The sequence below is a fragment of the Grimontia marina genome (assembly GCF_900060185.1).
Taxonomy (GTDB): Bacteria; Pseudomonadota; Gammaproteobacteria; order Enterobacterales; family Vibrionaceae; genus Enterovibrio; species Enterovibrio marinus.
Genome location: NZ_FIZY01000015.1, coordinates 25,235 through 49,686 on the forward strand (window position 1 = coordinate 25,235; position 24,452 = coordinate 49,686).

The window sequence follows — 24,452 nt, forward strand, 5'->3', positions numbered from 1 at the left end:
GGGCACCGCAGCCAATTTTCTATTTCTCCTAGAACCTTATCCTTTCGTTATATACTCAAACGACCTGAATCCTGCATCTTCAGGTCGTTTGGGTATATACTCACGGCGAATATGACGCCGGAGAACCCAGGTGCAGATAGCTTTAACCTGTGAAGCGCCAGAACGCGCTGACATCCTTAACGAGATTGCCAACCGTTGGGGACTGACCCACGATGAGAACGCCCTGTTTGCGTTGGTACTGACCGAAAACCAATTGGAGCTTAGAAAGCTGGACGAGCCAAAGCTCGGCGCGGTTTTCGTCGACTTGGTGGGTGGTGCTGTTGGTCATCGCCGTAAATTTGGTGGCGGTAAAGGGCAGTCGATTGCTAAAGCCGTCGGACTCAACAAAGGGGCAACGCCAACGGTGTTGGATGCCACAGCAGGATTGGGGCGCGATGCTTTTGTGTTGGCTTCTCTTGGTTGTAAGGTGCAGATGGTTGAACGTCATCCTGTGGTTGCGGCGCTGCTGGATGATGGCCTTGCCCGTGCCAAAGTGGATCCGGAAATCGGCGGTTGGGTGAGTGAGCGCATGTCGCTTCTGCATGCTTCAAGCCATGATGCACTGGTGAAGCTTGTTGATGACGAAAACTTGGAACGCCCGGATGTGGTGTACCTCGACCCCATGTACCCATACAAGAAAAAGTCAGCATTGGTAAAAAAAGAGATGCGTGTTTTCCAGTCGCTGGTAGGCGCAGATGACGACGCAGATGGTCTGTATGAGCCAGCTTATACACTGGCGACCAAGCGTGTGGTGGTCAAACGTCCGGATTATGCGGAGTTTTTGGCTGGCAAAACGCCTTCTACCCAAATTGAAACCAAGAAGAACCGCTTTGACGTTTATGTGAAGGCAGCTATGCGATAGTCCTCTCCACCAGAAACCAAAACGCCTCCGAAACGGAGGCGTGGGGTGCAAGGGTCGGATTACTCCATACCTTTAACCAGTAGAACTGTCAGCAGACCAGTAACAACTGAAACCAACAGACCTGATACCAGGATCCAAGGTAACATATCCATGATGGGCGGGCTCACTATCAAAAAGGATTGGCAAAGCCGATGCCAATTGCTGATCGCACTGACTGATAAAAGCCCACGAATTGATTAACAACTGAAACCGGCAAAATATAATTTGTTACGCCCTTATTTGATAACAGCTACTTTGTCTTAACAATGGCTGGTAAATAGCAGTTAATCATTATTAACAGCCTGAAACAACTTGGGTTGTTTTTAGATCTGACTGTAGACGTCGTGAATAAAAAAACGCCCTTTCGGGCGTTTTTTGTGCATGAAATGTTTCACTCTTTGTGAGGTAGAGCAAGCTTGAGTGCTTCGCGTGAAAGGCTGTTGGCAGCACCGGATTCGTTGAGCTTTTCCAAGGTGTCTACCAACCAGGCGTAATCGGTTACGTCTGGGCGGATTTCCAGCGCTTTTTCAAAATGGGTTCGAGCTTCAGCCCATTTCCCTTCGCGGAAGTAAAGTTGGCCTAATGCACTATGGGTCACCGGGTTATTCTCGTTGTAGCGCAGCAGATCCTGAAGCTTTAGAATGGCTGGGTGATAGTCAGGCAGCCTCAGCTCAGGCACCAGAGAAATCAGGGTTTCATCCGGGTGTTTTTTCAGGTTCTCACGTAGAATGATGTAAGCCTCTGAGTCTGCATGACGTGAAATCAGCTGCTGCACCAGACAGGCAATCAGCTTAGGTTGCTGACGCGCTGCACGACTGAGGCTGTTCCAGTGCGCAAGAAGGCCATCGCTGCCTTTTTGGGTTGCAATGTGCGCCATCAGACCACACTCGGCTCTCTGCTCCAGATTTTCCGCTTCACTGTTAGTCACAGCTTTCACGCGCTTCAGTGAGGGCATCAGTCGGAGCAGTGCCTGCCAGTCCTGAAGTTGCAGATAAGTGTCTTTTAATAGGGTCAGCAGAATCGGGTTGCGCGGATTGGCATCAACCAAGCCTTGTAGGCTGGCCAGTGCTTCCTCATATTGACCTTGGCGAAACTGCAGTTTGGCACGGGTCAATGAGGTCGCTAAGCGATCTGTCCCGAAGTCTGCCGCCTGTTGGAGGTAACGGTCACGGCTGTCGACGTCGCCACGGCCTTGCGCTGCTTCTGCTGCTGCCAGGTAGTTCAGTAAAGGGGCATCGCTGTGGGCTGCACCTTTCATCACCAGCTTTTCAGATTGCTTCCAGTCACCTTCCAGCAGTTTCAGCAAGCCATCGTTGGTCAGCGCGCGTGCTTTTTTACTCTTACGGCCGGAAAACCAGCCGCGGGTGGAGCTTGAAAGCGAGAAGATTTTGCGAATGAGCCATTCAAGGATGAACAGTGCAGCAAAAGCGAACACCACCAGAATGATGAGCGTGGATACACTCATCTCGATGGTTTGGTTGGCCGCGGAAATCAGCACATAACCTTGATTTCCCGCCAGATCCGGCCCGACAATCAGGCCTGCAATCAGCGCGATAACCAGCAGGAGAATTTTAATCATTGGTTATTCTCCCCGGTTTGCAGTGGCGCTAAATCGCGGCGCAGACGGTCAGCCAGCATGTCACTAATCAGTGCTTGGCTTTCCAATGCCTCAGGGTAGCTCACCTCGATGGTTTGTTGGCTGAGGTTGGTCAGGGTCGCAATGAAACTCTTGGTAATGTCAGCGTCCTGATTGTAGAAACGCTCTGCCCAGTCTTTCGCGGTTTTCAGTGACTCGGCATACAAGCGGCCATTCTCGCGATATACCGAGGTAACGGCCTGATCCAGCTTCGCCTTGAGGTTTTCCTGCAGGTAGAAAGTTTGCGCCGGGGTGAGCAGCGGTACCACGTCGCCTTCACGCTTGCGGTAGGTGATGAACTTACCGACGAAATCACTGAAAGAGGCTTTCAGGTTTTGCTGCCAGTCGTCGACATTGCCAGAGACTTTCTGAGGCGCCACTTCTTCTGCTTCTGGCATGATGGCATTGGCCAGCGGAAGTTTGTCGACTTCCTGTTGAAGCGAGTTCAGGCGAAGCACAATACCGTCGCGGTCAATGCGCTTCACGGCTTTCAATTGCTGTATGTCTTTTGCCATCGCCTGACGGATTGGTGTCAGTGATGGGTCATTAAGCTCTGCAATGCGTTGATCTGCGTTTTGCATCAGGGTGGTGGCTGTCAGTACATCGTGTTCCAGCCAAAGCTTACGTGCAGCTTGATTCACCAGGTAATCCGCTTCTGCTAACAGCCAGTCATTCGGACGACGCCCTTTCACATCAGCCAGCGCAGATTGCAGACTCTTGATGGTAGTGTCCTGCTGTTCAATCAGCACTTGAGTATCCTGCACGGCTTTTTTCACCGCTTCCTGACTTTGCTTTTCGCTATCAGCTAATGCAGATTTCAGAGAGCTGATTTCGTCTGTCAGGGCTGTTATGTTGGCCGTGAGCTGTTGGCTTTGCTGGTGGCCGTGATAGTAAAGGCCGCCGCCGAGGGCAATCACCAACACAATGGCAACCACAGAAAGTTTGTTGCTACCTTTTTTCTCTTGGTTGGCTGGGGGCGGCGTTGCAGCGTTTTTGTCACTGGCCGGCGTATCAGCAGGCGTGGACTTGGCAGCGGATTTGTCGGTCGCAGAAGGCTTACCGCTTTGCTTGGAAGACGATGGCGTTTCCTTGCCGGTAGGGGATGCTGGCGCCGACGTGTCTTTATCCGTGCCTGAAGTCTTATTGTTGTCTGTCATCCGAATGTCCCGAGTTAATCATCTCGTTTAACGCGTGAAACAGGGCGTGATTGGAGGCGCTGTTTACGCAGCTGATTGCATTAAAACCAAGGCCAATTGCTTGATTGTAAATCCGTTTGCTAGGCACCAGTATATGGCATTCTCGTAACCATTGCTGGTCACACTCTGAGATTGTCTGACACAAAAGCGAAAGTTGTTCGCCACTGGTGATGACCAGAGTATCGACATTTTCCGCCCGCCATTGCATAGCTAGTGATGATAGGGATTCACTGGTCCAATGTCGTTGATAGGCTTCAAAATAGCGCACCTTGGCACCGTGATTTGTCAGGGTATCGCCTAAAAGTGCCCGTCCGCCGTTGCCACGCAAGATCACAACCTGAAGACTTTCCGGCTTCTCGAAAACAGATAAGGACACCATGCCTTCGCTGTCTTCTGTCGGCGGCTGAATCGAATCCACACTGCTTTTGGCTTTCCAGACTTGCGCCGTTTTTTCTCCGACTGCCACATAATGCAGATCGTCACGCCAGCTGGCGTTTTCGTCCTGAAGTTGTTGATGGGCGTATTCAATCGCACGGGGACTCACCGCCACGACAACGCTGTGTGGGGGTAGTGTATTAAGGGAGTGAGTCAGAGAGGGAAGATCGTTTCCGGCGGAAAAAGACAATAAAGGCGCGGGAAGCGCCTTTATTCCTGATTGATTCAGGGTTTCGGCAAGTTCATAGCAGGCAGGTGCGGGGCGCACCACCAATACTGTCATACTTCGTCCTGATACAGTTTTTCCAGAATCACGCGCGCACCATCTTCAAGCAGTTGTTCAGCAAGGCCAGTACCCAGCTCTTCCGCTTTTTCAAGCGGGCCCGTCACTTCACCGCTGACGATCTTGCTGCCGTCCGGTTCGCCTACCAGTGCGCGCAGGTGAATTTGGTCGCCGTGGATTTCTGCGTAGCTGCCAATCGGCACCTGACACCCACCCATCAGACGGTTGTTCATCGCACGCTCACATAGCACGCGGTAAGTGGTGTTGGCATCGGCCAATGGTTCCAGCAGCGCACGGACGCGTTCGTCATCCAGACGGCACTCAATGCCGACAGCGCCTTGGCCAACCGCTGGCAGAATTTCTTCCGGTTCGATTTCATTGCGGATACGGTCATGAAGATTCAGACGTTTCAGACCTGCTGATGCAAGAATGATGGCGTCGTATTCACCGTTGTCGAGCTTACCCAGACGGGTGCCGACGTTGCCGCGCAGATCTTTCACCACCAAATCAGGGCGCTTGGCACGAACCTGACATTGGCGGCGAAGGCTTGATGTACCGACAACCGCACCTTCTGGCAGTGCATCGATACTTGCATAATTGTTGGAAACAAAGGCGTCACGCGGGTCTTCACGCTCACAGATAGTGACCAGCCCGAGCCCTTCAGGAAACTCTACAGGCACGTCTTTCATGGAATGGACCGCAATGTCTGCACGACCATCCAACATTGCTTGCTCCAGCTCTTTCACGAACAATCCTTTGCCGCCAACTTTGGCCAGTGGAGTGTCGAGAATGATGTCGCCTTTGGTCACCATAGGAACCAGCTCCACAACCAAACCCGGGTGGGTTTCTTTCAGAGCGGCTTTTACAAATTCAGCCTGCCACAGGGCAAGTGGGCTCTGGCGGGTGGCGATGCGGATGGGTGTTGAAGTCATAGTTGCGTCCATTTGATTTGCTTACGCTAATCGTACCACCCCTTGTTATTCCTTGAGAACTTAAGGTGATAGCGGCGATAAAAAGGTGCGAATCTACGCGGCTTCGGCTATGATGATGTGATATGGATCATGTTTTTGAGGCGGTTCACAGGGATAAAACCCTACGTGGTTCATCTTATTTCGAATCAAATTTGAGATAAAGCGTTGTCTCTCTCACAGTTTTGGTCATATAGTGAGCAAAGTGAAGCAGAAATGATGAGTCATTGCTCGCTTTACGCTCCAAAGAAAAACTGTTAGATTGATCACGTTTTTATCCATGGGCACTGAAGTCTTTTAGATTCAGCTCCCGTTACGTTGACTAGGATGTCGGCAACTTTGGATGTTTATCTTGCAAAACTATGTTGATCAGCAATTAGAGCGTCTTAATGCCTTCAACCACGTTAGGTTGGAGCGCGCACGAAGCGCTATGCACTCTCAGGCCGTTAATGTCTTTAACGTATTGCCTGCCTTGCTGCACTTTAATCATCCTGCTGTCCCTGGCTACCTAGAACGTAGCGTCGTCCATGGTATCTGCAATTTCTCCCTTTCAGACGTTCAGCAAGACTTCGTCAACGATTGCGCCCTCGCACTGAATATCCCATCACCGGGTAAGCCATTTTCCCAAGAGCACCCTATCAAAGGCCTGTTCTCTATGGGGAGTACCGCTTCGATGGGTCAAAGCCTTTCCAGTGATCTGGATATTTGGGTCTGTGTACAGGACTGGGTGGGGCATGATGAGCGTGACATGCTTGACGCCAAATGTTCACTGATTTCCGACTGGGCGATGTCTCAGGGTGTGGAAGTGAACTTCTTTGTGATTTGCGAGCAACGTTTCCGCCAGAACATGGCGCAGGCGATGACCACGGAAAACTGTGGCTCGACCCAACATTATCTTCTACTTGATGAATTTTACCGCTCCGCTGTGCATCTGGCTGGACAGCATCTTCTTTGGTATCTGGTACCTCCAGAGATGGAAGGCTGTTACGAAGATTACGTCGGGGAGATGATTGCCAGTGGTGCCATTGAGCGCAACGACTGGGTGGATTTTGGTGGCCTGCCTTCGATCCCGGCTGAAGAGTACTTCGGCTCAAGCCTCTGGCAACTGTATAAAAGTATCGATTCACCGTATAAGTCGGTACTAAAAGCAATCTTGCTTGAAGCTTACTCTTGGGAGTACCCGGGAACCCAGCTTTTGAGCGTTGACGGCAAACGCCGTTTCTTCTCTGGCATGTTGGACGTTTATCAGTCTGACGCTTATTACCTTATGCTGGAGAAAGTGACCCGTTATCTTGAGCGTATCGATGACCACCGCCGTCTTGATCTGGTGCGCCGCTGCTTCTACCTCAAAACCCACGAGAAACTAACCCGTGAGCCTGGCCCAGGTTCTGTGCCATGGCGTCGAGAAGTACTGTGTATCCTAACCCGTGAATGGGGCTGGTCACAGGAAGACATCGCGCGGCTGGATGATCGCCGTAATTGGAAAGTGGAAGAGGTTAAAGAAGCACATAACGAGCTACTTGAAGCCTTGATGCTGAGCTATCGAAACCTTATCCGTTTCGCGCGCCGCAATGACATTACTTCTGCTATCAGCCCTGAAGACATCAGTATTCTGGCACGTAAGCTTTATGCTGCGTTTGAGGTATTGCCGGGCAAAGTGACCCTGCTTAACCCGCAACTGTCTCCGGATTTGCATGAAGCGGACCTGAGCTTTATTCAGGTGAAGGAAGGTCGCAGTAATCCTCCGGGTTGGTATCTGTATAAACAATCATTGAAGCCAGTGGAAATCATTGGCCGTTCGCCGCTCGAACATAATCGCTACCTTTCAAAGCTGGTGGCGTGGGCGTATTTCAATGGCCTTTTGACTGAATCTAGCCGCCTGCATTCCGTGGCACGTAACAGCAAGGTCGACATCGACAAGCTTTACCAACTGGTCAGTGACCTTCGTAACACCTTCTCTGTACGTCGTCCGCAGCCTTCACTGCAGGCGCTGTCGAGTCCTTGTGAAGTGCGTAAGCTGGCGTTGTTTATCAACCTTGAAAACGACCCAACCACAGAGCTTAAACAGCCTGCGGTGCGTTTCGATTTCAAAAACACGGATATTTTCAGCTATGGTGCTGAGCAGCAGTGTTTGGTTGGCAGTGTCGATTTGGTTTACCGCAATAGCTGGAACGAAGTGCGTACCCTGAACTTCAAGGGTGAAAACGCGATTCTTGACGTATTGAAAACTTTGCTGGGTAAAATGCACCAGGATGCCATTCCGCCAGAGTCGGTGGATGTGTTCTGCTATGCAGGCAAGATGCGTGGTTTGATTCGTAACCTGGTTTATCAACTGGTTGCAGAATGCATCGACATGCGCCTGAAACCAATAGATCAGGAGAAACGTCGCCGATTTAAAGCGATTCGAGTCGCGGACCAAACCTTTGGCTTATTCTTTGAGCGTCGCGGTGTGTCAGTCCAGAAACTCGAAAACTCCGTCGAGTTCTACCGTTCTATTTCGACCAACAAGGTTCACGGCTCACCGGTAGTGGTATTGGACAAAGACGCCGATATTCATCCGCCGGAAGTGGTTGACTCATACGCCAGTGAAGGTCTTATCCAGTTCTTTTTTGAAGATTGTAATGACGGCTTCCACATCTATGTGTTGGATGAAAATAACCGCGTGGAAGTTTACCGTCAGTGCAGCGGTGACAAAGAGGAAATGGTGCAGGGTGTGAACCGTTTCTACACCTCAGCACAGGAAGCAACGAACTTTGGCGGTAAAGCGGTGAACTTCAATCTGCCGCAGTTTTACGACATCATTCACCAGGCTGATGGTCGCGCTCAAGTGATTCCTTACAAGAGTGACCGCCAATGGCAACGTTCTGATGCGAATACTGACGCTGCCCAATACGCGTCCCGCTGATTAATCTCAAATAAGAAAGGCTGGCACCAGTTGCTGTCAGCCCTTCTTGATACACCTTCATATAAAGTTGCTTTCTACCAATCCACACTCTCGCCAGCGTGTTTGGAACATTCTTGCTTCACCATGTCCATAAACTCGATACCACTTTTGCTGCACAGCCATTGACCGTCCTGATAGCTGAAATGGAAGCCGCCTGAGCGTGATGCCAACCAAATCTCTTTCATCGGCTCCTGGCGGTTGATGATGATCTGGCTGCGGTCTTCAAAATCCAGTGTCAGAACATTGCCATTCGTTTCGTAATCGATATCCGCGCCACTCTCGTCGATGCCGTCTTCAATCGCCATCCATTGTTCGTCAACCAGTTCATGGTATTGGCTTGTGTTCATTCTTAGTCGTCCTATTGCTTTTCAGTGCGTTGATGCGATTATAGAGGGCATTAACTTTTAGATCACTGGCATAAATGATGCGATTAGCCCTGAAACTTGCCGCACTGGCAACAGTAGCCCTGATTTCGGCATGCGGTCAGCAAGGACCTCTCTACTTTCCTGAAGATATACCCGCCCAAAATGAGCAGGTAAATCCGGAAACGCCGCAGGATACTCAGGAATCTACTCAGCCATAAAACTTTGGACAGGGAAGGACAACGTTGGACTACTTCAATTATCAGGATGACGGGCAACTGTGGGCAGAAGAGCTGCCACTGGCGCAGCTTGCGGAACAATACGGTACACCGCTTTATGTTTACTCGCGTGCGACGCTTGAGCGTCACTGGCATGCGTTTGATAAAGCTGTGGGTGACCACCCGCACCTGATTTGTTATGCCGTGAAGGCAAACAGCAACCTTGGCGTACTGAATGTATTGGCGCGTCTGGGATCAGGCTTTGACATCGTTTCTCAGGGCGAGCTGGAGCGGGTATTGGCGGCTGGCGGAGACCCAAAGAAAGTGGTGTTTTCTGGCGTAGGTAAAACCGAGCCGGAAATGGCGCGCGCGCTGGAGCTCGGTATTAAATGCTTCAACGTCGAATCAGAAGCCGAGCTTGATCGCCTGAACAAAGTGGCGGGCGAGCTGGGGAAAGTGGCACCAATCAGCCTGCGTATCAACCCGGATGTGGATGCGAAAACCCACCCGTATATTTCTACCGGTCTGAAAGAAAACAAATTCGGCATCGCGTTTGATAGAGCCCGTGAGGTTTACCAATACGCGAACAGCCTGCCACACCTTTCTGTGCATGGTATTGACTGTCACATTGGTTCACAGCTGACAGAGCTGGCTCCGTTTATCGAGTCGACCGATCGCCTGCTGGCGCTGATTGATGCGCTTGGACAGGATGGCATCTCTATCGATCACCTTGATGTAGGTGGTGGTCTCGGCGTGACTTACAGCGATGAGAAACCGCCAGAGCCATCTGACTATGCGAAAGCCTTGCTTGACCGTTTGTCGAACCATCAGGATATCGAGCTGGTTTTTGAGCCGGGCCGTGCGATCGCCGCCAATGCCGGTGTCTTGCTGACCAAGGTTGAGTTCCTCAAGCACAACGAAGAAAAGAATTTCGCCATCATTGATGCGGCGATGAACGACTTACTGCGTCCAGCGCTTTACCAAGCTTGGCAGGATATTGTTCCTGTACAGCCACGTCAGGGTGAAGCCAAAACTTATGATTTGGTTGGGCCTGTGTGCGAAACCGGCGATTACCTTGGTAAAGACCGCGCGCTGGTGCTTGAAGCGGGTGATCTGCTGGCGGTGCGTTCATCAGGTGCTTATGGCTTTGTGATGTCGTCTAACTACAACACCCGCTGCCGTGCAGCAGAAGTGATGGTAGATGGCGACCAATCCCACCTGGTGCGTCAGCGTGAGCCGCTGGCATCACTGTGGGAGTTAGAACAGGTACTGCCTGAGTAAAAGGATCCGGATGCAGATACAATTTTCCAAAATGCATGGTCTCGGCAACGATTTTATGGTCGTTGACTGTGTGACGCAAAATGCATACTTCTCTCCGGATATGATCCGCCGTCTGGCGGACAGAAATACCGGCGTGGGGTTTGATCAGCTGTTGGTGGTTGAACCGCCTTACGATCCGGAAAGTGATTTCCATTACCGGATTTTTAATGCTGACAGCAGCGAAGTGGAGCAGTGCGGCAATGGTGCGCGCTGCTTTGCCCGTTTTGTGCGAATGAAAGGGCTGACCAACAAAAACCAAATTCAGGTCAGCACTAAAGGCGGCAAGATGATACTCAAGATGGACAGTGACGAACTGGTCACTGCCAACATGGGTGAGCCTATCTGGGCACCGTCTAAAATCCCCTTCCGCGCAAACGCTGAAGAAAAAACCTATATTTTACGTGTAGAAGATAAAACCCTGTTTGTGGGCGCGGTCAGTATGGGTAACCCGCATTGCGTCACCGTGGTCGATGACGTCGATACCTATGACGTGGAAGGCCTGGGTCCGTTGGTGGAATCCCACGAGCGTTTCCCAGAGCGTGTTAACGCTGGCTTTATGCAGGTGGTATCGCGCAATGAAATCCGTCTTCGCGTTTACGAGCGCGGTGCGGGCGAAACTCAGGCGTGTGGCAGTGGTGCTTGTGCAGCAGTCGCTGTGGGCATTTTGCAGGGTTTGCTTGATGAGTCGGTGAAAGTGCACTTGCCGGGCGGCGATCTGAAAATCCGCTGGAAAGGTGTAGGGCATCCGCTTTACATGACGGGTCCGGCTTCACACGTATACGATGGACAGATAACAGTATGACGGAGCTTTCCAAGCTCAAAGGGCCACTGGCTGAGGCATTGACCGAAGAAGCCGTGGCCGCTTTTCTGAAAGACAATCCAGATTTCTTCAATCGCCAGCCTGAACTGGCGGCACAACTGAGAGTGCCTCATGCTGAGCGTGGTGCGGTATCTCTGGTGGAAATCCAACTCGGCCGTTTGCGTGAGCGCGTGGCCGAGCTTGAAGAAGACATTACCCAATTGATGAGCATCGCGGCAGGTAATGAGAACCTGTTTCGCGCTTTCTCTCATGCGCACAAGGCGCTGTTTGTGGCAGAAAGTGAAGACGATATTCACAAAGCCTTGCTGGAACTTGCCAACTCACTGCACTTGGTTGTGAACCTCCGTCTCTATAACGGTGTACACCATCCACTGCACCGCAAGAGTGTGGATGCGGTGAAAGCGGCGCATTTCTGCGGTCAGCGCATCTACCTTGGCAGATTACGCAAAGTCGATGGCGACCATTTCGTTACTCAAGCCCCTGAGCTTGGCTCTTATGCACTGGTTCCTGTGTTTAAAGGCAAAGAACTGGGTTTTCTGACCTTTGCCAGCCAAGATGGCGGTCACTTCCAGCCCAGTATGGATACATTGTTTGTCGAACAGATTGCCGAGCACATCGCCATCCTCCTCACCAAGTGGCAGGCGAACGAATGAGTTTGCCTGCCAGCATCGAAAAACCGCTGGCGCGATTCTTTGATTACATGATCCGCGAGCGGGGCTTAAGCCGCCACACCGAAAACAATTACCGTCAACAATTGACCGCCAGTGCAGAGTTCCTGGTGGGGGCAGGCGTGACCAAATGGCAGGATGTCGATGCCGCATGGGTGCGTCAAATTGCAGCCCAAGCCAAGCGCGAACGTCTGAAAGCGGGCAGCATTGCGCTTCGCCTGTCAGCCCTTCGCAGCTTCTTTGATTTTATGGTGTCAGACGGAGCACTGGCGGCGAATCCTGCGAAAGGCGTGGCAGCGCCCAAGCAAGGTCGCACGCTGCCAAAGAACCTTGATGTCGATGAAGTGAATCAGCTGCTGTCGGTGGATGCGGATGACCCATTGTCAGTGCGCGATCGCGCCATGATGGAGCTGATGTACGGCGCAGGACTTCGCCTGTCTGAGCTTATTGGCCTTAACGTTCGTGATGTGGCGATGCGAAAGGGCGATTTGCGTGTGATCGGTAAAGGCGACAAAGAGCGTGTGGTGCCTTTTACCGGTATGGCGAAAGAGTGGCTGTTCAACTGGCTGAAAGTACGTAACCAACTGCTTAAAGGGCCGGAAGATGCTCTTTTCCTGTCGAAGCTGGGAAACCGTATCTCTCCGCGCAGCGTACAAAAGCGTATGGCGGAATGGGGAAAGAAACAGGCGGTCAGCAGCCATATCAACCCCCATAAATTGCGTCATAGTTTTGCTACCCACATGTTGGAGTCTTCCGGTGACTTGAGGGCGGTGCAGGAGCTTCTGGGCCACGCTGATCTCTCCACCACTCAGGTTTATACCCACCTCGACTTCCAGCATCTGGCTAAAGTGTACGACGCTGCGCACCCCAGGGCGCGTAAGCGCAAAAACGACGACTGACCTCACTACTCACTGCAAGGAGCGCGCATGAAGTTCTATCGCCGCTGGCAACCTGTCTCTGCTATGACGTTTGATTTGGATGACACCCTGTATGACAACCGGGTGGTGATTATCCGTGCAGAGCAAATGTTGCTGGATTGGCTGGAAGCGTGCTGCCCGGCGATGGCCAACTTTGACTGGCCCCAGTGGCAGGTGATGCGCTCAGAAGTGATTGCAGCGGATGCCTCGCTGGTGGGGTTTGTCACCGAAATCCGTCGAGCCCAACTCACCTTGGCAGCTTTACGTTGCGGCCTGAGTGAGGCTGACGCCAAATCTCTCGCCGATGATGGCGTGGCATTTTTCCTTCATGAGCGCAGTAATTTTATCGTGCCGGAAGACGTGATGCAGAGCATGGGCGAATTGGCTGACCGCTATCCGCTGGTGGCGATCACCAACGGGAATGTTGATTGTGACAAGCTGGGCCTGACGCCGCTATTCAAGCAGGTGCTTCAGGCAGGGCCGGACGGTGCAGCGAAACCTGACGGCGCACTGTTTACCAAGGCGCAGTCCATCCTGAATATTCCCGCAGATACCATTCTCCATGTTGGCGATCACCTCAAAGCCGATGTACGCGGGGCGAAACTAGCTGGCTTTAAAGCGTGTTGGTTTAACGACACAAAAACGCCGCTGACATTGCAGCGGCGCGCTTCGTTACTACCGGACGTGGAAATTTCTGACCTTTCCGAGTTGCTCTTGCTGGGCTAGTTACGGTTCTTCAACCAGTTATCAACCGCAGCCATGCCTGGACCCCAAATCATAGTGACAAGCAGCATCACACCCCACATCTGGTGGTCGAAAAAGCCTTTTGGCCACAGCGCTGGATAAGACACCACGGCAACAATGTTAAAGGCAAACAGGGCAAAAGCCGCTGGGCGGGTTAAAAGGCCGAGTGCCAGGAACACGGGTAAAATAAGTTCCGCCGCTGTGCCGAGGTAGGCCGCCATTTCCCAAGGAAGAAACGGTACCTGATATTCGTATTCGAACAGGAACAGGGTACTGTCCCAGCTGGCAACTTTGGTTTGGCCGGATTTGAAAAATACCCAGGCTACCCAGAGGCGGCTAACCAGCAGAAGAACCGGAACCAAAGGCTTCAGCGCAGATTCCATCAAGTCGTCGATTTTATTGATCACAGCGAACATGTGCGATTTCCTTTTTCTTGTTAATCACTGGCCAGTGCAAAGCTGCTGAAAACACCGCTTAGCATGGCACCGGAAATGTGTGGCAAAAGCTCGGGGTCAATCTCCCCAAACGCGAAATCTTTACAAGCGAGGATCAGCGAGGCTTCTTCATCGCTGATAGTGGTGACACTGATCCCTTCGTTATCTTTCTGCACCAGCAGGGCTTCTGGACGCATCAAATCCAGCTGATTCAATGCCTCCTCATCCTGATTGCTGACCGCTTGCCAGAGTGTGGCGACAGCAAAGTCACTTTTCATCACGGCGGATGCCGGAGAAACCGTCAGCTGAATACGCGGAAAATCTTCCGGTGGTATTTCTGACAAGGCCTCGACCGGAAAAGCTTCCGGCAATGGCGCTCTGTTCACGCATTGGATATGCCATTCAATCTCAGTGATATCTGCCAGATACGGAACAGCTTCAATAATGTTGGGCAGCGCGCGAATGGTGTCAGCAAACCCGGCGCCATAGCGATCGGCGCAGGCGTTATCCATGGTGGTGCCAAGTACGTGGTGACGGGCAATGGCCTGAAAGCACTCTTCGCCCACCAGAGCATTGGCGACGGGGTAAATATTCTTGAGGCATTCGGTCAGGGTCATCACAAAGTTGTTGCGGTAAACCTGTATCAGCGCCTCAGGCTCCGTCACGCCCTGCGCAACAGGGAGCTCGTGCGATTCATAATGCAGGGCATCGCGAAATTGATGCTGCAGTGAAGCAAGGCTGGGGGCGCTCATGAAGCCTCCTTCACGGATGGCGAGAGGGCTTTGACGATGCGATCGGCTTTTGCTGCTTCACCGAGTAAAACGTCCGGCGTAGGGATATCGCGATCCCATTCAATCAAGGTATGGCGCGCGCCGTGCTCGGCAATCCATTTTTCATAAAGCGACCACACAGGCTCAGACACGGGTTGGCTGTGGGTATCAATCCAGATTTCCCCTTCGTCCAACTGCTTCACGGTAAAACCGGCCAGATGGATTTCCTGCACCCACTCAGGATTAATTGCTGCTAGGTAGGTGTCGGTATCAAAGCCATGATTGAAGGCGCTGACATGAATGTTGTTCAGATCGAGTAATAAGCCACAGCCAGTGCGTCTCGCCACTTCGGCAAGAAACTCCCACTCAGGAATGGTGGAGTGACTGAAGCTTAAGTAGCTTGAAGGGTTTTCGACCAACATTTGGCGGCTCAGGTAATCTTGCGTCGCGTCGACATTACGGCAAAACACCTTCAATGCTTCTTCTGTATACGGCAGAGGCAGCAGGTCATTGAAGTACTCGCCGTCGACCGAACTCCAGCTTAAATGGTCGGAAACAAAGAGAGGGTCGATTGTGTCGACCAGATGTTTCAGCTTGCCAAGGTGGTGTTTGTTCACCGGATCGACAGACCCCAGTGACAAACCCACACCGTGGCAACTGACGTCATAGTGGCGCCGCAGGGTGTGCAGCGCCTCAAAGGCTTTTGAGTGCGGCAGGAAAAAGTTCTCACTGTGTACTTCTAACCATCCGATATCCGGGGAATGATTAAGAAAGTGATCGTGGTGTGGTTGTCTCAGTCCAACGCCCACCCAAGGAGATACCTTTTCCATAACGGAACCCTTCAATGCCAATTAAGACGAAGTGGTTGAACCGCCAACCAGACGCTCACACAGACCTTTTGGTACAACGACGAAAGCGTCGGTTTGTGCATCTTTGGTTGAGGTGCCTGCACAAGAGCTGTTGTTAGTCGCACAGTCGTTTTTACCGGCTTTCACCACGCCGTAGCATTTTTCTTTCTCTGCTGCTTGAGCGGGAGCAGCTGTCAGGGTAGTAGCACCTACAGCAAGAAGACTGGTAACAGCAGCAGCGACAGCAAAATTGGTCTTTTTCATGATAGTTCCTCTCTTTACAGACTTTTGTCATCAAGATAATCAATAGGTTATTCAGGGAGTCCCTGATGGCACTGTTGGTTATTCAGTGCTCTTCCAAAAGGATAGGTCTCTAGCATAAAAACTTTCGTCATTACGGTTATTTTTTAAGCTTATTTTTCTTTAAATAAACAAAATTACCGCTATGCATATGATTTTATTATTTTTAATTTTCAGGTGTTTTTTGTCTTGAAACGGTAGACGTTAAAGCGATTCATGAAGTCAGAAAGAGGCAGAAGCCGTTACAGATTCAAAAACAAGCGCAGTGCGATAAGGAGACCTGCAACTCACGACGGTTTATGGGTATAATCCTCAACCAGTGTATAAATAACCAGTGAATGAACGATGGACGTATCCCACCTGATTGACGGTCTGAATGACAAACAACGCGAGGCAGTGGCTGCTCAGCTTGGCAACTATCTGGTTCTGGCGGGCGCAGGCAGTGGTAAAACACGTGTGCTGGTTCATCGTATTGCCTGGTTAATGCAGGTTGAGTATGCCTCGCCGTTTTCGGTGATGGCGGTAACCTTTACCAACAAAGCCGCCGCAGAAATGCGCGGGCGTATTGAGCAGTTAATGCAGGGGACGGCCTCCGGTCTTTGGTGCGGCACTTTCCACGGTTTGTGTCACCGTATTCTCCGCGCCCACCATCTGGATGCAAACCTGCCGCAGGACTTTCAGATCCTGGACTCAGACGATCAACAGCGTCTGCTTCGCCGCCTGATCAAAGCGCAGAATCTGGATGAAAAACATTGGCCTGCGCGTCAAGCGTCTTGGTATATCAACGCCAAGAAAGACGAAGGTCTGCGTCCTCATCACATTGATGCCCAGTTTGATCCGGTAGAGAAAACCTGGTTGCGTGTTTACGCTGCCTATCAGGAAGCGTGTGACCGCGCAGGCTTGGTGGATTTTGCGGAATTGCTGCTGCGTTGCCACGAGCTGCTGCGTGATAAAGAGCATATTCGTGAGCACTATCAAGCGCGTTTCCAGCATATTCTGGTGGACGAGTTCCAGGATACCAACAACATCCAATATGCCTGGCTGCGTATGATGGCGGGCAACAATGCCAAAGTGATGATCGTAGGTGATGATGACCAGTCCATCTATGGTTGGCGCGGCGCGAAAATCGAGAACATCTCCCGCTTCCTTCAGGACTTCCCTGGCGCTGAAACCATCCGTCTTGAGCAGAATTACCGCTCGACCGGCAACATCCTGAAGGCGTCTAACCACCTGATTGAAAACAACGCCGAGCGCATGGGCAAGAGCCTGTGGACGGAAGGTCAGGAAGGTGAATTAATATCTGTATACAGTGCGTTTAACGAGTTGGATGAAGCCCGTTTCGTGGTGGGTAAAATCAAAGCCTGGCAAGACGAAGGCGGCGCGCTGAATGACACTGCGATTTTATACCGAAACAACGCCCAATCCCGTGTGCTTGAAGAGGCCTTGATTCAGGCAGGTCTGCCGTACCGCATTTACGGTGGTATGCGATTCTTCGAACGTCAGGAAATCAAAGATGCGCTGGCGTACCTGCGCATGATCGGTAACCGCTTTGATGATGCCGCTTTTGAGCGTGTGGTGAATACGCCAGCACGCGGCCTTGGCGATCGCACCCTCGAAACCATCCGTCTTGCTGCGCGCGACCGTGGTGCAACCATGTGGGAAGTGAGTAACCAACTGCTTGAAGAGCAGGTGCTGGCAGGCCGCGCTGCAAACTCACTGCGTCGTTTTGTCGAGCTGGTGAATGCGCTTGAAGATGACACCCGCGAAATGGCGCTATTCCAGCAAACGGACTACGTGATCCAGCACTCCGGCCTTCGCGCTATGTACGAAGCGGAGAAAGGTGAAAAAGCGCAGGCGCGCATTGATAACCTTGAGGAACTGGTTACCGCTACCCGTCAGTTTGAAGTGCCGGAAGAGGTGCAGGAAGAAATGTCGCCATTGTCGGCGTTCCTCTCTCATGCAGCGCTTGAAGCCGGTGAAGGTCAGGCGGATGAGTTTGACGATGCGGCGCAGTTGATGACACTGCACAGTGCCAAAGGCCTGGAGTTTCCCATGGTGTTCATGGTGGGCGTGGAAGAAGGCATGTTCCCAAGTCAGATGTCGGCAGAAGAAGCCGGACGTTTGGAAGAAGAGCGTCGCCTCTGTTATGTCGGTATGACCCGTGCGATGAAAAAGCTCTACATCACTTACGCGGAGATGCGCCGAGTTTACGGCAAAGACATGTTCCACAAAGCGTCGCGATTTATCCGCGAACTGCCGGAAGATTGCCTCGAAGAAGTGCGAATGCGCGCGAAAGTGTCGCGTCCAGCCGCAGCATCAGGGCGTTTCTCGCAAACCCAGACCCAAGAGAACTTCAACCAGACCGGATTCTCGCTTGGACAGCGTGTGCAGCACCCGAAATTCGGTGAGGGAACCATCATCAACTTTGAAGGAAGCGGTCAACAGAGCCGGGTACAGGTGGCCTTTAACGGAGAAGGCATCAAGTGGTTGGTGACTCAATATGCCAAGCTTGAAGCAATGTAATTCGGGTTTAGAGCAAAAAAGGAAGGGTGGCATTGAGCCACCCTTTCTGTCTTTGGCGTGGCGATAATTGGGATTAAGCGGGCGTGCCCCAGGCACTGGCCAGATCGCTGATGAGCGAATCACTCGCGCCAGCACCTGTCAGGTGCTTCAAAATCACAGGTGAGAATTTCTGCACCATACCTGAGTCCATTCCCAACATGTTAAACACTTTGTCTACTGACTCCATGTTCGACAGGTTGCTGCCCAAATCACCCGGGATCATGCTGGTCAGTGAATCCATACCCGGTACCATTTTCAGAAGTTCGCTGCTCTGGCCTTCGCCCAATGTCTGGTAAGCCATGGCCAGCAATGCACCGGCACCGCCTGCCGCTTGCTTGTCGTCAACACCGAGGTCGGTAGAAAGCAGAGAGGTCAGCGGGTTGCTGGCTGTTTCGCTGCTAACGCCTTCCAACAGGTTCGACGCTTCTTTCTCGGCACTGCCCAGCAGGCTACCCAAGTCGGTCGCCTGCGCCGGGACACTCGCTGCGCCCAGAAGGGTACACAGCGCAATCATATTCACTTTACGCAACATTCTTTTGCTCCTGGCGTTAATCCGCCACAACTAAACCTTCGCGCCTTGGGTCAGCTCCGCCTACCAAGGTGCCGCTATCGATAACAATACCGTGGATACCCGAGGTTAAGTCACGAATATTGACTTCATATCCCATTGCTTCAAGCGCTGGCTTGAAACTTTCTGCATCAGTCCCGGCTTCAAGATCGTAGGTGCCAAAACGGTTTATAAGGTGAGGCAGGTCGATGGCAGATTGGATGTCGAGTCCCCAATCAAGGTGCGCGACCAAGGTTTTCGCCACGTAGCCTATGATGCGGCTGCCGCCCGGTGAGCCAACGGCCATGTATGGCTTGCCATCACGCATCACGATGGTTGGCGACATGGATGAGCGGGGGCGTTTGCCCGGCTCAACGCGGTTGGCAATCGGATACCCGTTAGCGTGGGTTTTGAACGAGAAGTCTGTGAGCTCGTTGTTGAGCAGAAAGCCTCGCGTCATCAGGCGTGAGCCAAAGCCGTTCTCGATGGTAGTGGTGATAGAAACGATGTTGCCGTCTTTATCCACAATCGAGTAATGGCTGGTGGAAGGCAACTCAATAGACTCGTCATCTGCAAGTTTTGGCGTAACGCTGGCGTAACTAAACTTGGGCTCACCCGGGTTAACCTCTTTCATGGCACCTTCTGCAGGGATCAGCGCTGCGCGAGCTTTGAGGTATTCCGGAGCCAGCAGGCCTTCTGTTGGCACTGGCACAAAATCGCTGTCGGCAATGTAGCGGCCGCGGTCTGCAAACGCCATCCGAGAGGCATCCCCAATCAAACGCCAGCTTTCGGGATTATCTTTACCCAGTGACTTCATCGGGAAGTGACTGAGTACCCCCAGAATTTGCCCCACTGTAATACCGCCTGATGTTGGTGGTCCCATGCCACAAATACGGTACTGGTGGTAAGGCGCACAAACAGGCTGGCGCTCCACAATGCGGTAATCAGCCAGATCTTCTTTGCTCAGAATGCCCGGGTTGCCCGCGGCGTTTTGCACTGTCGCCACGATGTCGGCGGCAATCTCACCTTCGTAGAAGTTATCAATGTCTTCAGCGACCAGTTTTAAGGTATTGGCATATTCCTGATTCACCAGACGGTGACCGACAGTAAGTGGATTACCATTGTCGTCAAAGAAATACTGATAAGTGGATGGGTAACGGCGCAGTCTATCGGCATCGCCCTCAATCATACCCGCTAAACGGGGTGAGACTTCAAAGCCACTTTCTGCCACTTCAATGGCCGGCGTCAGTACTGTGCGCCATGAAAGGTTTCCAAATTTGGCGTGAGTATCGTGCATCAGGCGTAATGTGCCCGGTGTGCCGACAGAGCGCCCACCGACCACAGCATCATAGAACTTCAGCGGCTCGCCATTTTCGTTCTGGAACAGGGTAGGCGTGGCATCTTTTGGCGCGGTTTCGCGTCCGTCAAACGTGGTGAGTGCCTGCGCATCACTGTCCCAATACACCAGCAGTGCACCGCCGCCGATACCTGAGCTTTGTGGTTCAACCAAGCCGAGGACAGTTTGTACCGCAACCATGGCATCAATCGCATTCCCGCCAGCACGCAGCATGGCTTCACCTGCTCGGGTAGCATGGGGGTTGGCAGAGGCCACCATCCACTCTTTACCTTTCACGGCTTTTCGCATCACGCTGCCGGTTGCAAGTTCTGGTGCAATCGCATCTGTGGTTTGGCCTTCAGATGTGGCGGTAGCAGGAAAAGAAAGTGCAAGGCTGAGTGCCAGTGTGGAAAGGAACAGGGTAGGGTGTTTTTTCATTGTAATTCCTTTTAACGCCCAAACATTCGGACTTTGAGTATAGTTCGCAAAAGGAAGAGAAGAGTGTCGGATTAACGAGGCAGAAACACGGATTTTTTCCGCTATGGCAGCAAGATAGAGGATTTGTAGGGCGTAAAGGAAAACGGCACCTGACGGTGCCGTATTGAGTGCTTATTTGCTGCGTTGCTTGCTCCGGTTTCTGACAGCATCAAAGGTAAAGATTGCCAGCGCGGTCCAGATAAAGGCAAAAGTGGTCGCTTTATCTGTCGTGAACGGCTCGTTGTAGAGGCCAACGGCCAACATGAACATCATGGTTGGGCCGATATACTGGAAAAAGCCAAGCGTCGAGAGACGTAATTTCGTCGCCGCTCCGTTAAAGCAAAGCAGTGGCAGTGTGGTCACCACGCCAGCAGCGATCAGAAGGAGGTTCAATCCCCAGCTGTTTTGCATCATGTCTGAGGTGGTGCTGCTGGCGATAAATAGAAGGTAAATCAGCGACACAGGCATCAGCACCAGGGTTTCTATGAAAAGGCCGGTTGCGGCATCGACGTTTATCTTCTTACGCAGCAGGCCGTAGCAGCCAAAACTACAAGCCAGTACCAGCGCGACCCAGGGCAGTGAGCCAAAGGTGATGACCTGAATGGCCACGCCGAGAAATGCCAGGGTTACGGCAGCCCATTGTAGCTTTCTGAAACGCTCACCAAGGAAGACCATACCAAGCACCACATTGATAAGCGGGTTGATGTAGTAGCCGAGACTGGCATCGAGCATCAGGTCATTTTTTACCGCCCAAATGAAAATCAGCCAGTTGGCGGCGATCACCACGGCAGTGATGGTCAGAAGGCCAAGACGTTTTTTGTCTTTCAGTAACAATTTGACGCGCGCAAGGCCACTGCTGGCACGAAGAATGAGGGCTAGGAAGAAGAAAGACCAAATCACGCGGTGCACCAACACTTCCATCGGTGGTACATCGGTTAGAGCCTTAAAGTAAAGCGGAGCGACGCCCCACATGGTGTAAGCGCCCAGCGCCAGCATCACGCCGCGGCGGGTTTGTTGCGCATCATTCACTGCGAAATCTCTACATCTAAAAACGCTAAAGAGCAAAAACCGCCTGATGGCGGTGCGTGCAGCGAAAAATAAAGGCCTGAAGCGGATTTTTCCGGTGAAAGCCCAGCATCCACATCATATATAAAAGTTTTTGCTGCTTTGGCCAGTATATGGACTTCCCTTTTTGAAGCACACCTTTTCTGTTGAGAAAAATTGAACTGACAGTTCGTCGTCGTTGACCTTTTATCCATGCCCCGCTGCGTTTAGAATGAGCGGCTATTCAATGATGAGAGGCTCTATGACCGTTACCGATTCGGCCGAAATGACACCACCACTGGCGCACGACGAAACTGTTCTGCAGGAAGTGTTCGGCTATCACAGTTACCGCGACGGTCAGAAAGAAATCATCGATGCCGCAGTTGGCGGGCGTGATTCATTGGTTATCATGCCAACAGGCGGTGGCAAGAGCCTCTGTTATCAAATTCCTGCCTTGGTGCGCGATGGCCTCACCATCGTGATCTCGCCGCTGATCTCCTTGATGAAAGATCAGGTCGACCAATTGCTGGCGAATGGTGTGCAGGCCGCATGTCTTAACTCTTCGATGAATCCAGACGAGCAATCGGCCACGTGGCAATCGCTGCGCAATGGCTCGCTCAAGCTGTTGTATGTATCGCCAGAGCGTATTCTGATGCGTGATTTCATCGAGCGCCTACACTCGGTCAACCTTGGCCTGATTGCGGTCGATGAAGCGCACTGTATTAGTCAGTGGGGACACGACTTTCGTCCTGAGTACGCGCAACTTGGCAGCCTGAAGCAGCATTTCCTCGACGTGCCTGTGATGGCGTTGACCGCAACGGCAGACGACACCACGCGTCAGGATATCTGCCAGCGTCTGGCTCTCAATGACCCGCACATCTATCTTGGCAGTTTTGACCGTCCGAATATCCGCTACACCTTGGTTGAAAAGCACAAGCCTCTGGCGCAATTGACCCAGTTTCTGGCAACCCAGTCCGGCCAGAGCGGTATCGTTTACTGCAACAGCCGCAAGCGGGTCGAGCAGGTGGCAGAAAAGCTGGTTGGCAATAATATCCGCGCTGCGGCTTATCATGCAGGCATGACGAACGAGCAACGTGCCTGGGTACAGGAAGCGTTCCAGCGAGATGATGTGCAGATAGTCGTCGCGACCGTGGCATTCGGTATGGGTATTAATAAACCCAATGTGCGTTTTGTTGTGCATTACGACATTCCGCGCAATATCGAATCCTACTATCAGGAAACCGGCCGCGCCGGACGTGATGGTCTGCCCGCAGAAGCAGTGATGTTCTATGACCCGTCAGACATTGGCTGGCTGCACCGCTGTTTGGAAGAAAAACCGGATGGTCCGCAAAAGCTGGTGGAAAGCCACAAGCTCAATGCGATGGGTGCGTTTGCCGAAGCGCTGACTTGTCGCCGTCTCGTATTGCTGAATTACTTTGGTGAATACCGCGATAAGCCTTGCGGCAACTGCGATATCTGCCTTGACCCGCCGACGCTGTTTGATGGTACTGAGCAAGCGCAAAAAGCCTTGTCCTGCGTGTACCGCGTCAACCAGAATTTCGGTGTGGGCTATACGGTCGAAGTGCTGCGCGGGATGCAGAATCAGCGTATTAAGGAATACGGACACGAGAAGCTCAGCACCTATGGTCTGGGGAAAGCGTTCAGCCATGAATACTGGGTCAGCATTTTCCGTCAGCTTATCCACCGTGGTTATCTGGTGCAGAACATCGCCCGAAGCTCTGTGCTGCAATTGACCGAAGAAGCGCGTCCGGTGCTTCGCGGGGAAATTGCGCTAGAACTTGCGGTGCCGCGATTGGGGCTGTCGCCACGTAGCAAAGCTGACAAGCTTGGTAAGCGCAACTATGACAAGAAACTGTTCGCCAAACTTCGCAAGCTCCGTAAAGCGATTGCGGATGAAGAAGACATTCCACCATACGTGGTCTTCAACGATGCCACCTTGATTGAGATGGCAGAGATGATCCCGACCTCACAAGGTGAGCTGCTGGCGGTGAACGGTGTCGGTCAGCGCAAGCTTGAAAAATACGGCAATGTATTCCTCGATGTGATTGAAGACCATATCACCCTCAATGACGATGAGCCGAGTTATGGATAACCCTACTTTCCGTCTTTCCCACCATGACAGCGAAGCAGGTCGGTTGGTGCTGGCTGCAGATGCGCTGGATTTTGATAACGCCGAGCAACATCTGATGGCGTTTTGCCAACTGATTGACGCTAAGGTCACAGAAAAACAAACCGACGCGGACTTATTAAGCTGGCTTATCGACTTCGAAGGCGTGCCATTTATGCTGCGTGCCGAGCATTACAGCGCCAGTGTGTGGCTGGAAAGGCTGGGCGCAGAGGGTGACGAAGAGCTCGCCTTTATGAACAACTGGCTGTCGAAACAGCTTGGCTAATCTTCGCCTCGAATTTCGCAATTTGTAGCAGTTGGCATTCGCCGGAATTGATGTATAATTCGCCACCTTATTAGGGGCTGTTAACCTTTGGTGATGATTTTTGCAGCAGTTTGTGGGGATTTTATGCAAGGCAGAGGCTTCGATGTGTAGCTAGCCTATATGAGAAGCTGATAACGCAGCAGAAATTCCCCACAAACGCTGCCAGAACGGTTCTGCTCTATGCGTTTTATGCTTTGTTGAGGCGTAATTGCTTAGAATGACTAGGCGGC

Annotated in this window: 24 protein-coding genes; 11 read left to right on the top strand and 13 right to left on the bottom strand. The window is 52.1% G+C overall.

The window, feature by feature from the left end:
- Positions 1-130: 130 nt before the first annotated feature.
- Positions 131-901, top strand: coding sequence for a class I SAM-dependent methyltransferase (locus GMA8713_RS09775; RefSeq protein ID WP_062708614.1), 771 nt, complete (start codon positions 131-133; stop codon positions 899-901).
- 430 nt (positions 902-1,331) lie between these two features.
- Here GMA8713_RS09775 and GMA8713_RS09780 read toward each other — a convergent pair whose 3' ends face one another.
- From GMA8713_RS09780 to hemC, 4 genes are read right to left on the bottom strand one after another with little or no spacing between them, the layout of a single operon-like run.
- Positions 1,332-2,519 (bottom strand): heme biosynthesis HemY N-terminal domain-containing protein, encoded by a 1,188-nt coding sequence (locus tag GMA8713_RS09780; RefSeq protein ID WP_062708617.1) that lies wholly within the window; start codon positions 2,517-2,519, stop codon positions 1,332-1,334.
- Positions 2,516-3,733 carry a uroporphyrinogen-III C-methyltransferase gene (locus GMA8713_RS09785; RefSeq protein WP_062708621.1) on the bottom strand — a complete coding sequence of 406 codons (1,218 nt, stop codon included), beginning with the start codon at positions 3,731-3,733 and terminating at the stop codon, positions 2,516-2,518. Before GMA8713_RS09785 ends, GMA8713_RS09780 begins: the two co-directional genes overlap by 4 nt.
- Complete coding sequence (locus tag GMA8713_RS09790) at positions 3,717-4,490, bottom strand: uroporphyrinogen-III synthase (RefSeq protein WP_062708624.1); 774 nt, start codon at positions 4,488-4,490, stop codon at positions 3,717-3,719. The genes GMA8713_RS09785 and GMA8713_RS09790 overlap by 17 nt, the downstream gene beginning before the upstream one ends.
- Entirely contained in the window at positions 4,487-5,422 is a 936-nt protein-coding gene (gene hemC / locus GMA8713_RS09795; protein WP_062708627.1) for a hydroxymethylbilane synthase, read from the bottom strand. Before hemC ends, GMA8713_RS09790 begins: the two co-directional genes overlap by 4 nt.
- Before the next feature lie 388 nt (positions 5,423-5,810).
- On the opposite strand from hemC, the gene GMA8713_RS09800 reads away from it, so the two are divergent.
- Positions 5,811-8,363, top strand: coding sequence for a class I adenylate cyclase (locus GMA8713_RS09800; RefSeq protein ID WP_479687080.1), 2,553 nt, complete (start codon positions 5,811-5,813; stop codon positions 8,361-8,363).
- Between the two features lie 74 nt (positions 8,364-8,437).
- Here the strand turns inward: GMA8713_RS09800 and cyaY are convergent, their stop codons facing one another.
- The gene (gene cyaY / locus GMA8713_RS09805; RefSeq protein WP_062708633.1) at positions 8,438-8,749 is read right to left on the bottom strand and encodes an iron donor protein CyaY; all 312 of its coding nucleotides are present in this window, start codon (positions 8,747-8,749) and stop codon (positions 8,438-8,440) included.
- 74 nt (positions 8,750-8,823) lie between these two features.
- On the opposite strand from cyaY, the gene lptM reads away from it, so the two are divergent.
- Genes lptM through GMA8713_RS09830 form a run of 6 tightly spaced genes read left to right on the top strand, consistent with a single transcriptional unit; the run spans position 8,824 to position 13,433 of the window.
- Positions 8,824-8,985, top strand: a complete 162-nt coding sequence (gene lptM, locus GMA8713_RS26730; protein WP_084387693.1) for an LPS translocon maturation chaperone LptM — start codon at positions 8,824-8,826, stop codon at positions 8,983-8,985.
- Positions 8,986-9,009: 24 nt separating this feature from the next.
- The gene (gene lysA / locus GMA8713_RS09810; protein WP_062708636.1) at positions 9,010-10,263 is read left to right on the top strand and encodes a diaminopimelate decarboxylase; all 1,254 of its coding nucleotides are present in this window, start codon (positions 9,010-9,012) and stop codon (positions 10,261-10,263) included.
- 10 nt (positions 10,264-10,273) lie between these two features.
- Positions 10,274-11,104: a diaminopimelate epimerase gene (dapF, locus tag GMA8713_RS09815; protein WP_002539665.1), complete on the top strand. Its 831-nt coding sequence runs from the start codon at positions 10,274-10,276 to the stop codon at positions 11,102-11,104.
- Complete coding sequence (locus GMA8713_RS09820) at positions 11,101-11,775, top strand: DUF484 family protein (protein ID WP_062708639.1); 675 nt, start codon at positions 11,101-11,103, stop codon at positions 11,773-11,775. Before dapF ends, GMA8713_RS09820 begins: the two co-directional genes overlap by 4 nt.
- Complete coding sequence (xerC, locus tag GMA8713_RS09825) at positions 11,772-12,689, top strand: tyrosine recombinase XerC (RefSeq protein ID WP_062708641.1); 918 nt, start codon at positions 11,772-11,774, stop codon at positions 12,687-12,689. The genes GMA8713_RS09820 and xerC overlap by 4 nt, the downstream gene beginning before the upstream one ends.
- A gap of 27 nt (positions 12,690-12,716) precedes the next feature.
- Positions 12,717-13,433, top strand: coding sequence for an HAD-IA family hydrolase (locus GMA8713_RS09830; protein ID WP_062708644.1), 717 nt, complete (start codon positions 12,717-12,719; stop codon positions 13,431-13,433).
- Here the strand turns inward: GMA8713_RS09830 and GMA8713_RS09835 are convergent.
- Genes GMA8713_RS09835 through GMA8713_RS09850 form a run of 4 tightly spaced genes read right to left on the bottom strand, consistent with a single transcriptional unit; the run spans position 13,430 to position 15,767 of the window.
- Positions 13,430-13,867: a DoxX family protein gene (locus GMA8713_RS09835; RefSeq protein WP_062708647.1), complete on the bottom strand. Its 438-nt coding sequence runs from the start codon at positions 13,865-13,867 to the stop codon at positions 13,430-13,432. The two genes, GMA8713_RS09830 and GMA8713_RS09835, sit on opposite strands and share 4 nt — an antisense overlap.
- Positions 13,868-13,887: 20 nt before the next feature.
- Positions 13,888-14,637, bottom strand: coding sequence for an HvfC/BufC N-terminal domain-containing protein (locus GMA8713_RS09840; RefSeq protein ID WP_062708650.1), 750 nt, complete (start codon positions 14,635-14,637; stop codon positions 13,888-13,890).
- Complete coding sequence (gene bufB / locus GMA8713_RS09845) at positions 14,634-15,485, bottom strand: MNIO family bufferin maturase (protein ID WP_062708653.1); 852 nt, start codon at positions 15,483-15,485, stop codon at positions 14,634-14,636. Before bufB ends, GMA8713_RS09840 begins: the two co-directional genes overlap by 4 nt.
- A gap of 21 nt (positions 15,486-15,506) precedes the next feature.
- The gene (locus tag GMA8713_RS09850; protein ID WP_002539675.1) at positions 15,507-15,767 is read right to left on the bottom strand and encodes a BufA1 family periplasmic bufferin-type metallophore; all 261 of its coding nucleotides are present in this window, start codon (positions 15,765-15,767) and stop codon (positions 15,507-15,509) included.
- A gap of 381 nt (positions 15,768-16,148) precedes the next feature.
- Here GMA8713_RS09850 and uvrD point away from each other — a divergent pair, with 381 nt between their 5' ends.
- On the top strand, positions 16,149-18,326 hold the full coding sequence (gene uvrD / locus GMA8713_RS09855; RefSeq protein ID WP_062708655.1) for a DNA helicase II: 2,178 nt from the start codon (positions 16,149-16,151) through the stop codon (positions 18,324-18,326).
- A gap of 73 nt (positions 18,327-18,399) precedes the next feature.
- Here the strand turns inward: uvrD and GMA8713_RS09860 are convergent, their stop codons facing one another.
- The 4 genes from GMA8713_RS09860 to GMA8713_RS27300 form a co-directional block, all read right to left on the bottom strand.
- Positions 18,400-18,897, bottom strand: coding sequence for a DUF2780 domain-containing protein (locus GMA8713_RS09860; protein WP_062708658.1), 498 nt, complete (start codon positions 18,895-18,897; stop codon positions 18,400-18,402).
- Between the two features lie 16 nt (positions 18,898-18,913).
- Positions 18,914-20,686, bottom strand: a complete 1,773-nt coding sequence (gene ggt / locus GMA8713_RS09865; protein ID WP_062708661.1) for a gamma-glutamyltransferase — start codon at positions 20,684-20,686, stop codon at positions 18,914-18,916.
- 171 nt (positions 20,687-20,857) lie between these two features.
- Positions 20,858-21,754 (bottom strand): EamA family transporter RarD, encoded by an 897-nt coding sequence (rarD, locus tag GMA8713_RS09870; protein WP_062708664.1) that lies wholly within the window; start codon positions 21,752-21,754, stop codon positions 20,858-20,860.
- Positions 21,751-21,984, bottom strand: a complete 234-nt coding sequence (locus GMA8713_RS27300) for a hypothetical protein (RefSeq protein ID WP_157515558.1) — start codon at positions 21,982-21,984, stop codon at positions 21,751-21,753. Before GMA8713_RS27300 ends, rarD begins: the two co-directional genes overlap by 4 nt.
- A gap of 47 nt (positions 21,985-22,031) precedes the next feature.
- Between GMA8713_RS27300 and recQ the strand changes: the two genes are divergently transcribed.
- Entirely contained in the window at positions 22,032-23,882 is a 1,851-nt protein-coding gene (recQ, locus tag GMA8713_RS09875; protein ID WP_062708797.1) for an ATP-dependent DNA helicase RecQ, read from the top strand.
- Positions 23,875-24,183 (top strand): DUF3630 family protein, encoded by a 309-nt coding sequence (locus GMA8713_RS09880; protein ID WP_062708667.1) that lies wholly within the window; start codon positions 23,875-23,877, stop codon positions 24,181-24,183. The genes recQ and GMA8713_RS09880 overlap by 8 nt, the downstream gene beginning before the upstream one ends.
- Positions 24,184-24,452 lie beyond the last annotated feature (269 nt).

Coding starts and splice junctions, on each gene's coding strand:
- GMA8713_RS09780 (WP_062708617.1), bottom strand. CDS start 2,519: ATGATTAAAATTCTCCTGCTGGTTATCGCGCTGATTGCAGGCCTGATT.
- GMA8713_RS09785 (WP_062708621.1), bottom strand. CDS start 3,733: ATGACAGACAACAATAAGACTTCAGGCACGGATAAAGACACGTCGGCG.
- GMA8713_RS09790 (WP_062708624.1), bottom strand. CDS start 4,490: ATGACAGTATTGGTGGTGCGCCCCGCACCTGCCTGCTATGAACTTGCC.
- hemC (WP_062708627.1), bottom strand. CDS start 5,422: ATGACTTCAACACCCATCCGCATCGCCACCCGCCAGAGCCCACTTGCC.
- cyaY (WP_062708633.1), bottom strand. CDS start 8,749: ATGAACACAAGCCAATACCATGAACTGGTTGACGAACAATGGATGGCG.
- lptM (WP_084387693.1), top strand. CDS start 8,824: ATGATGCGATTAGCCCTGAAACTTGCCGCACTGGCAACAGTAGCCCTG.
- dapF (WP_002539665.1), top strand. CDS start 10,274: ATGCAGATACAATTTTCCAAAATGCATGGTCTCGGCAACGATTTTATG.
- GMA8713_RS09820 (WP_062708639.1), top strand. CDS start 11,101: ATGACGGAGCTTTCCAAGCTCAAAGGGCCACTGGCTGAGGCATTGACC.
- xerC (WP_062708641.1), top strand. CDS start 11,772: ATGAGTTTGCCTGCCAGCATCGAAAAACCGCTGGCGCGATTCTTTGAT.
- GMA8713_RS09830 (WP_062708644.1), top strand. CDS start 12,717: ATGAAGTTCTATCGCCGCTGGCAACCTGTCTCTGCTATGACGTTTGAT.
- GMA8713_RS09835 (WP_062708647.1), bottom strand. CDS start 13,867: ATGTTCGCTGTGATCAATAAAATCGACGACTTGATGGAATCTGCGCTG.
- GMA8713_RS09840 (WP_062708650.1), bottom strand. CDS start 14,637: ATGAGCGCCCCCAGCCTTGCTTCACTGCAGCATCAATTTCGCGATGCC.
- bufB (WP_062708653.1), bottom strand. CDS start 15,485: ATGGAAAAGGTATCTCCTTGGGTGGGCGTTGGACTGAGACAACCACAC.
- GMA8713_RS09850 (WP_002539675.1), bottom strand. CDS start 15,767: ATGAAAAAGACCAATTTTGCTGTCGCTGCTGCTGTTACCAGTCTTCTT.
- uvrD (WP_062708655.1), top strand. CDS start 16,149: ATGGACGTATCCCACCTGATTGACGGTCTGAATGACAAACAACGCGAG.
- GMA8713_RS09860 (WP_062708658.1), bottom strand. CDS start 18,897: ATGTTGCGTAAAGTGAATATGATTGCGCTGTGTACCCTTCTGGGCGCA.
- ggt (WP_062708661.1), bottom strand. CDS start 20,686: ATGAAAAAACACCCTACCCTGTTCCTTTCCACACTGGCACTCAGCCTT.
- GMA8713_RS27300 (WP_157515558.1), bottom strand. CDS start 21,984: ATGGATAAAAGGTCAACGACGACGAACTGTCAGTTCAATTTTTCTCAA.
- recQ (WP_062708797.1), top strand. CDS start 22,032: ATGACCGTTACCGATTCGGCCGAAATGACACCACCACTGGCGCACGAC.
- GMA8713_RS09880 (WP_062708667.1), top strand. CDS start 23,875: ATGGATAACCCTACTTTCCGTCTTTCCCACCATGACAGCGAAGCAGGT.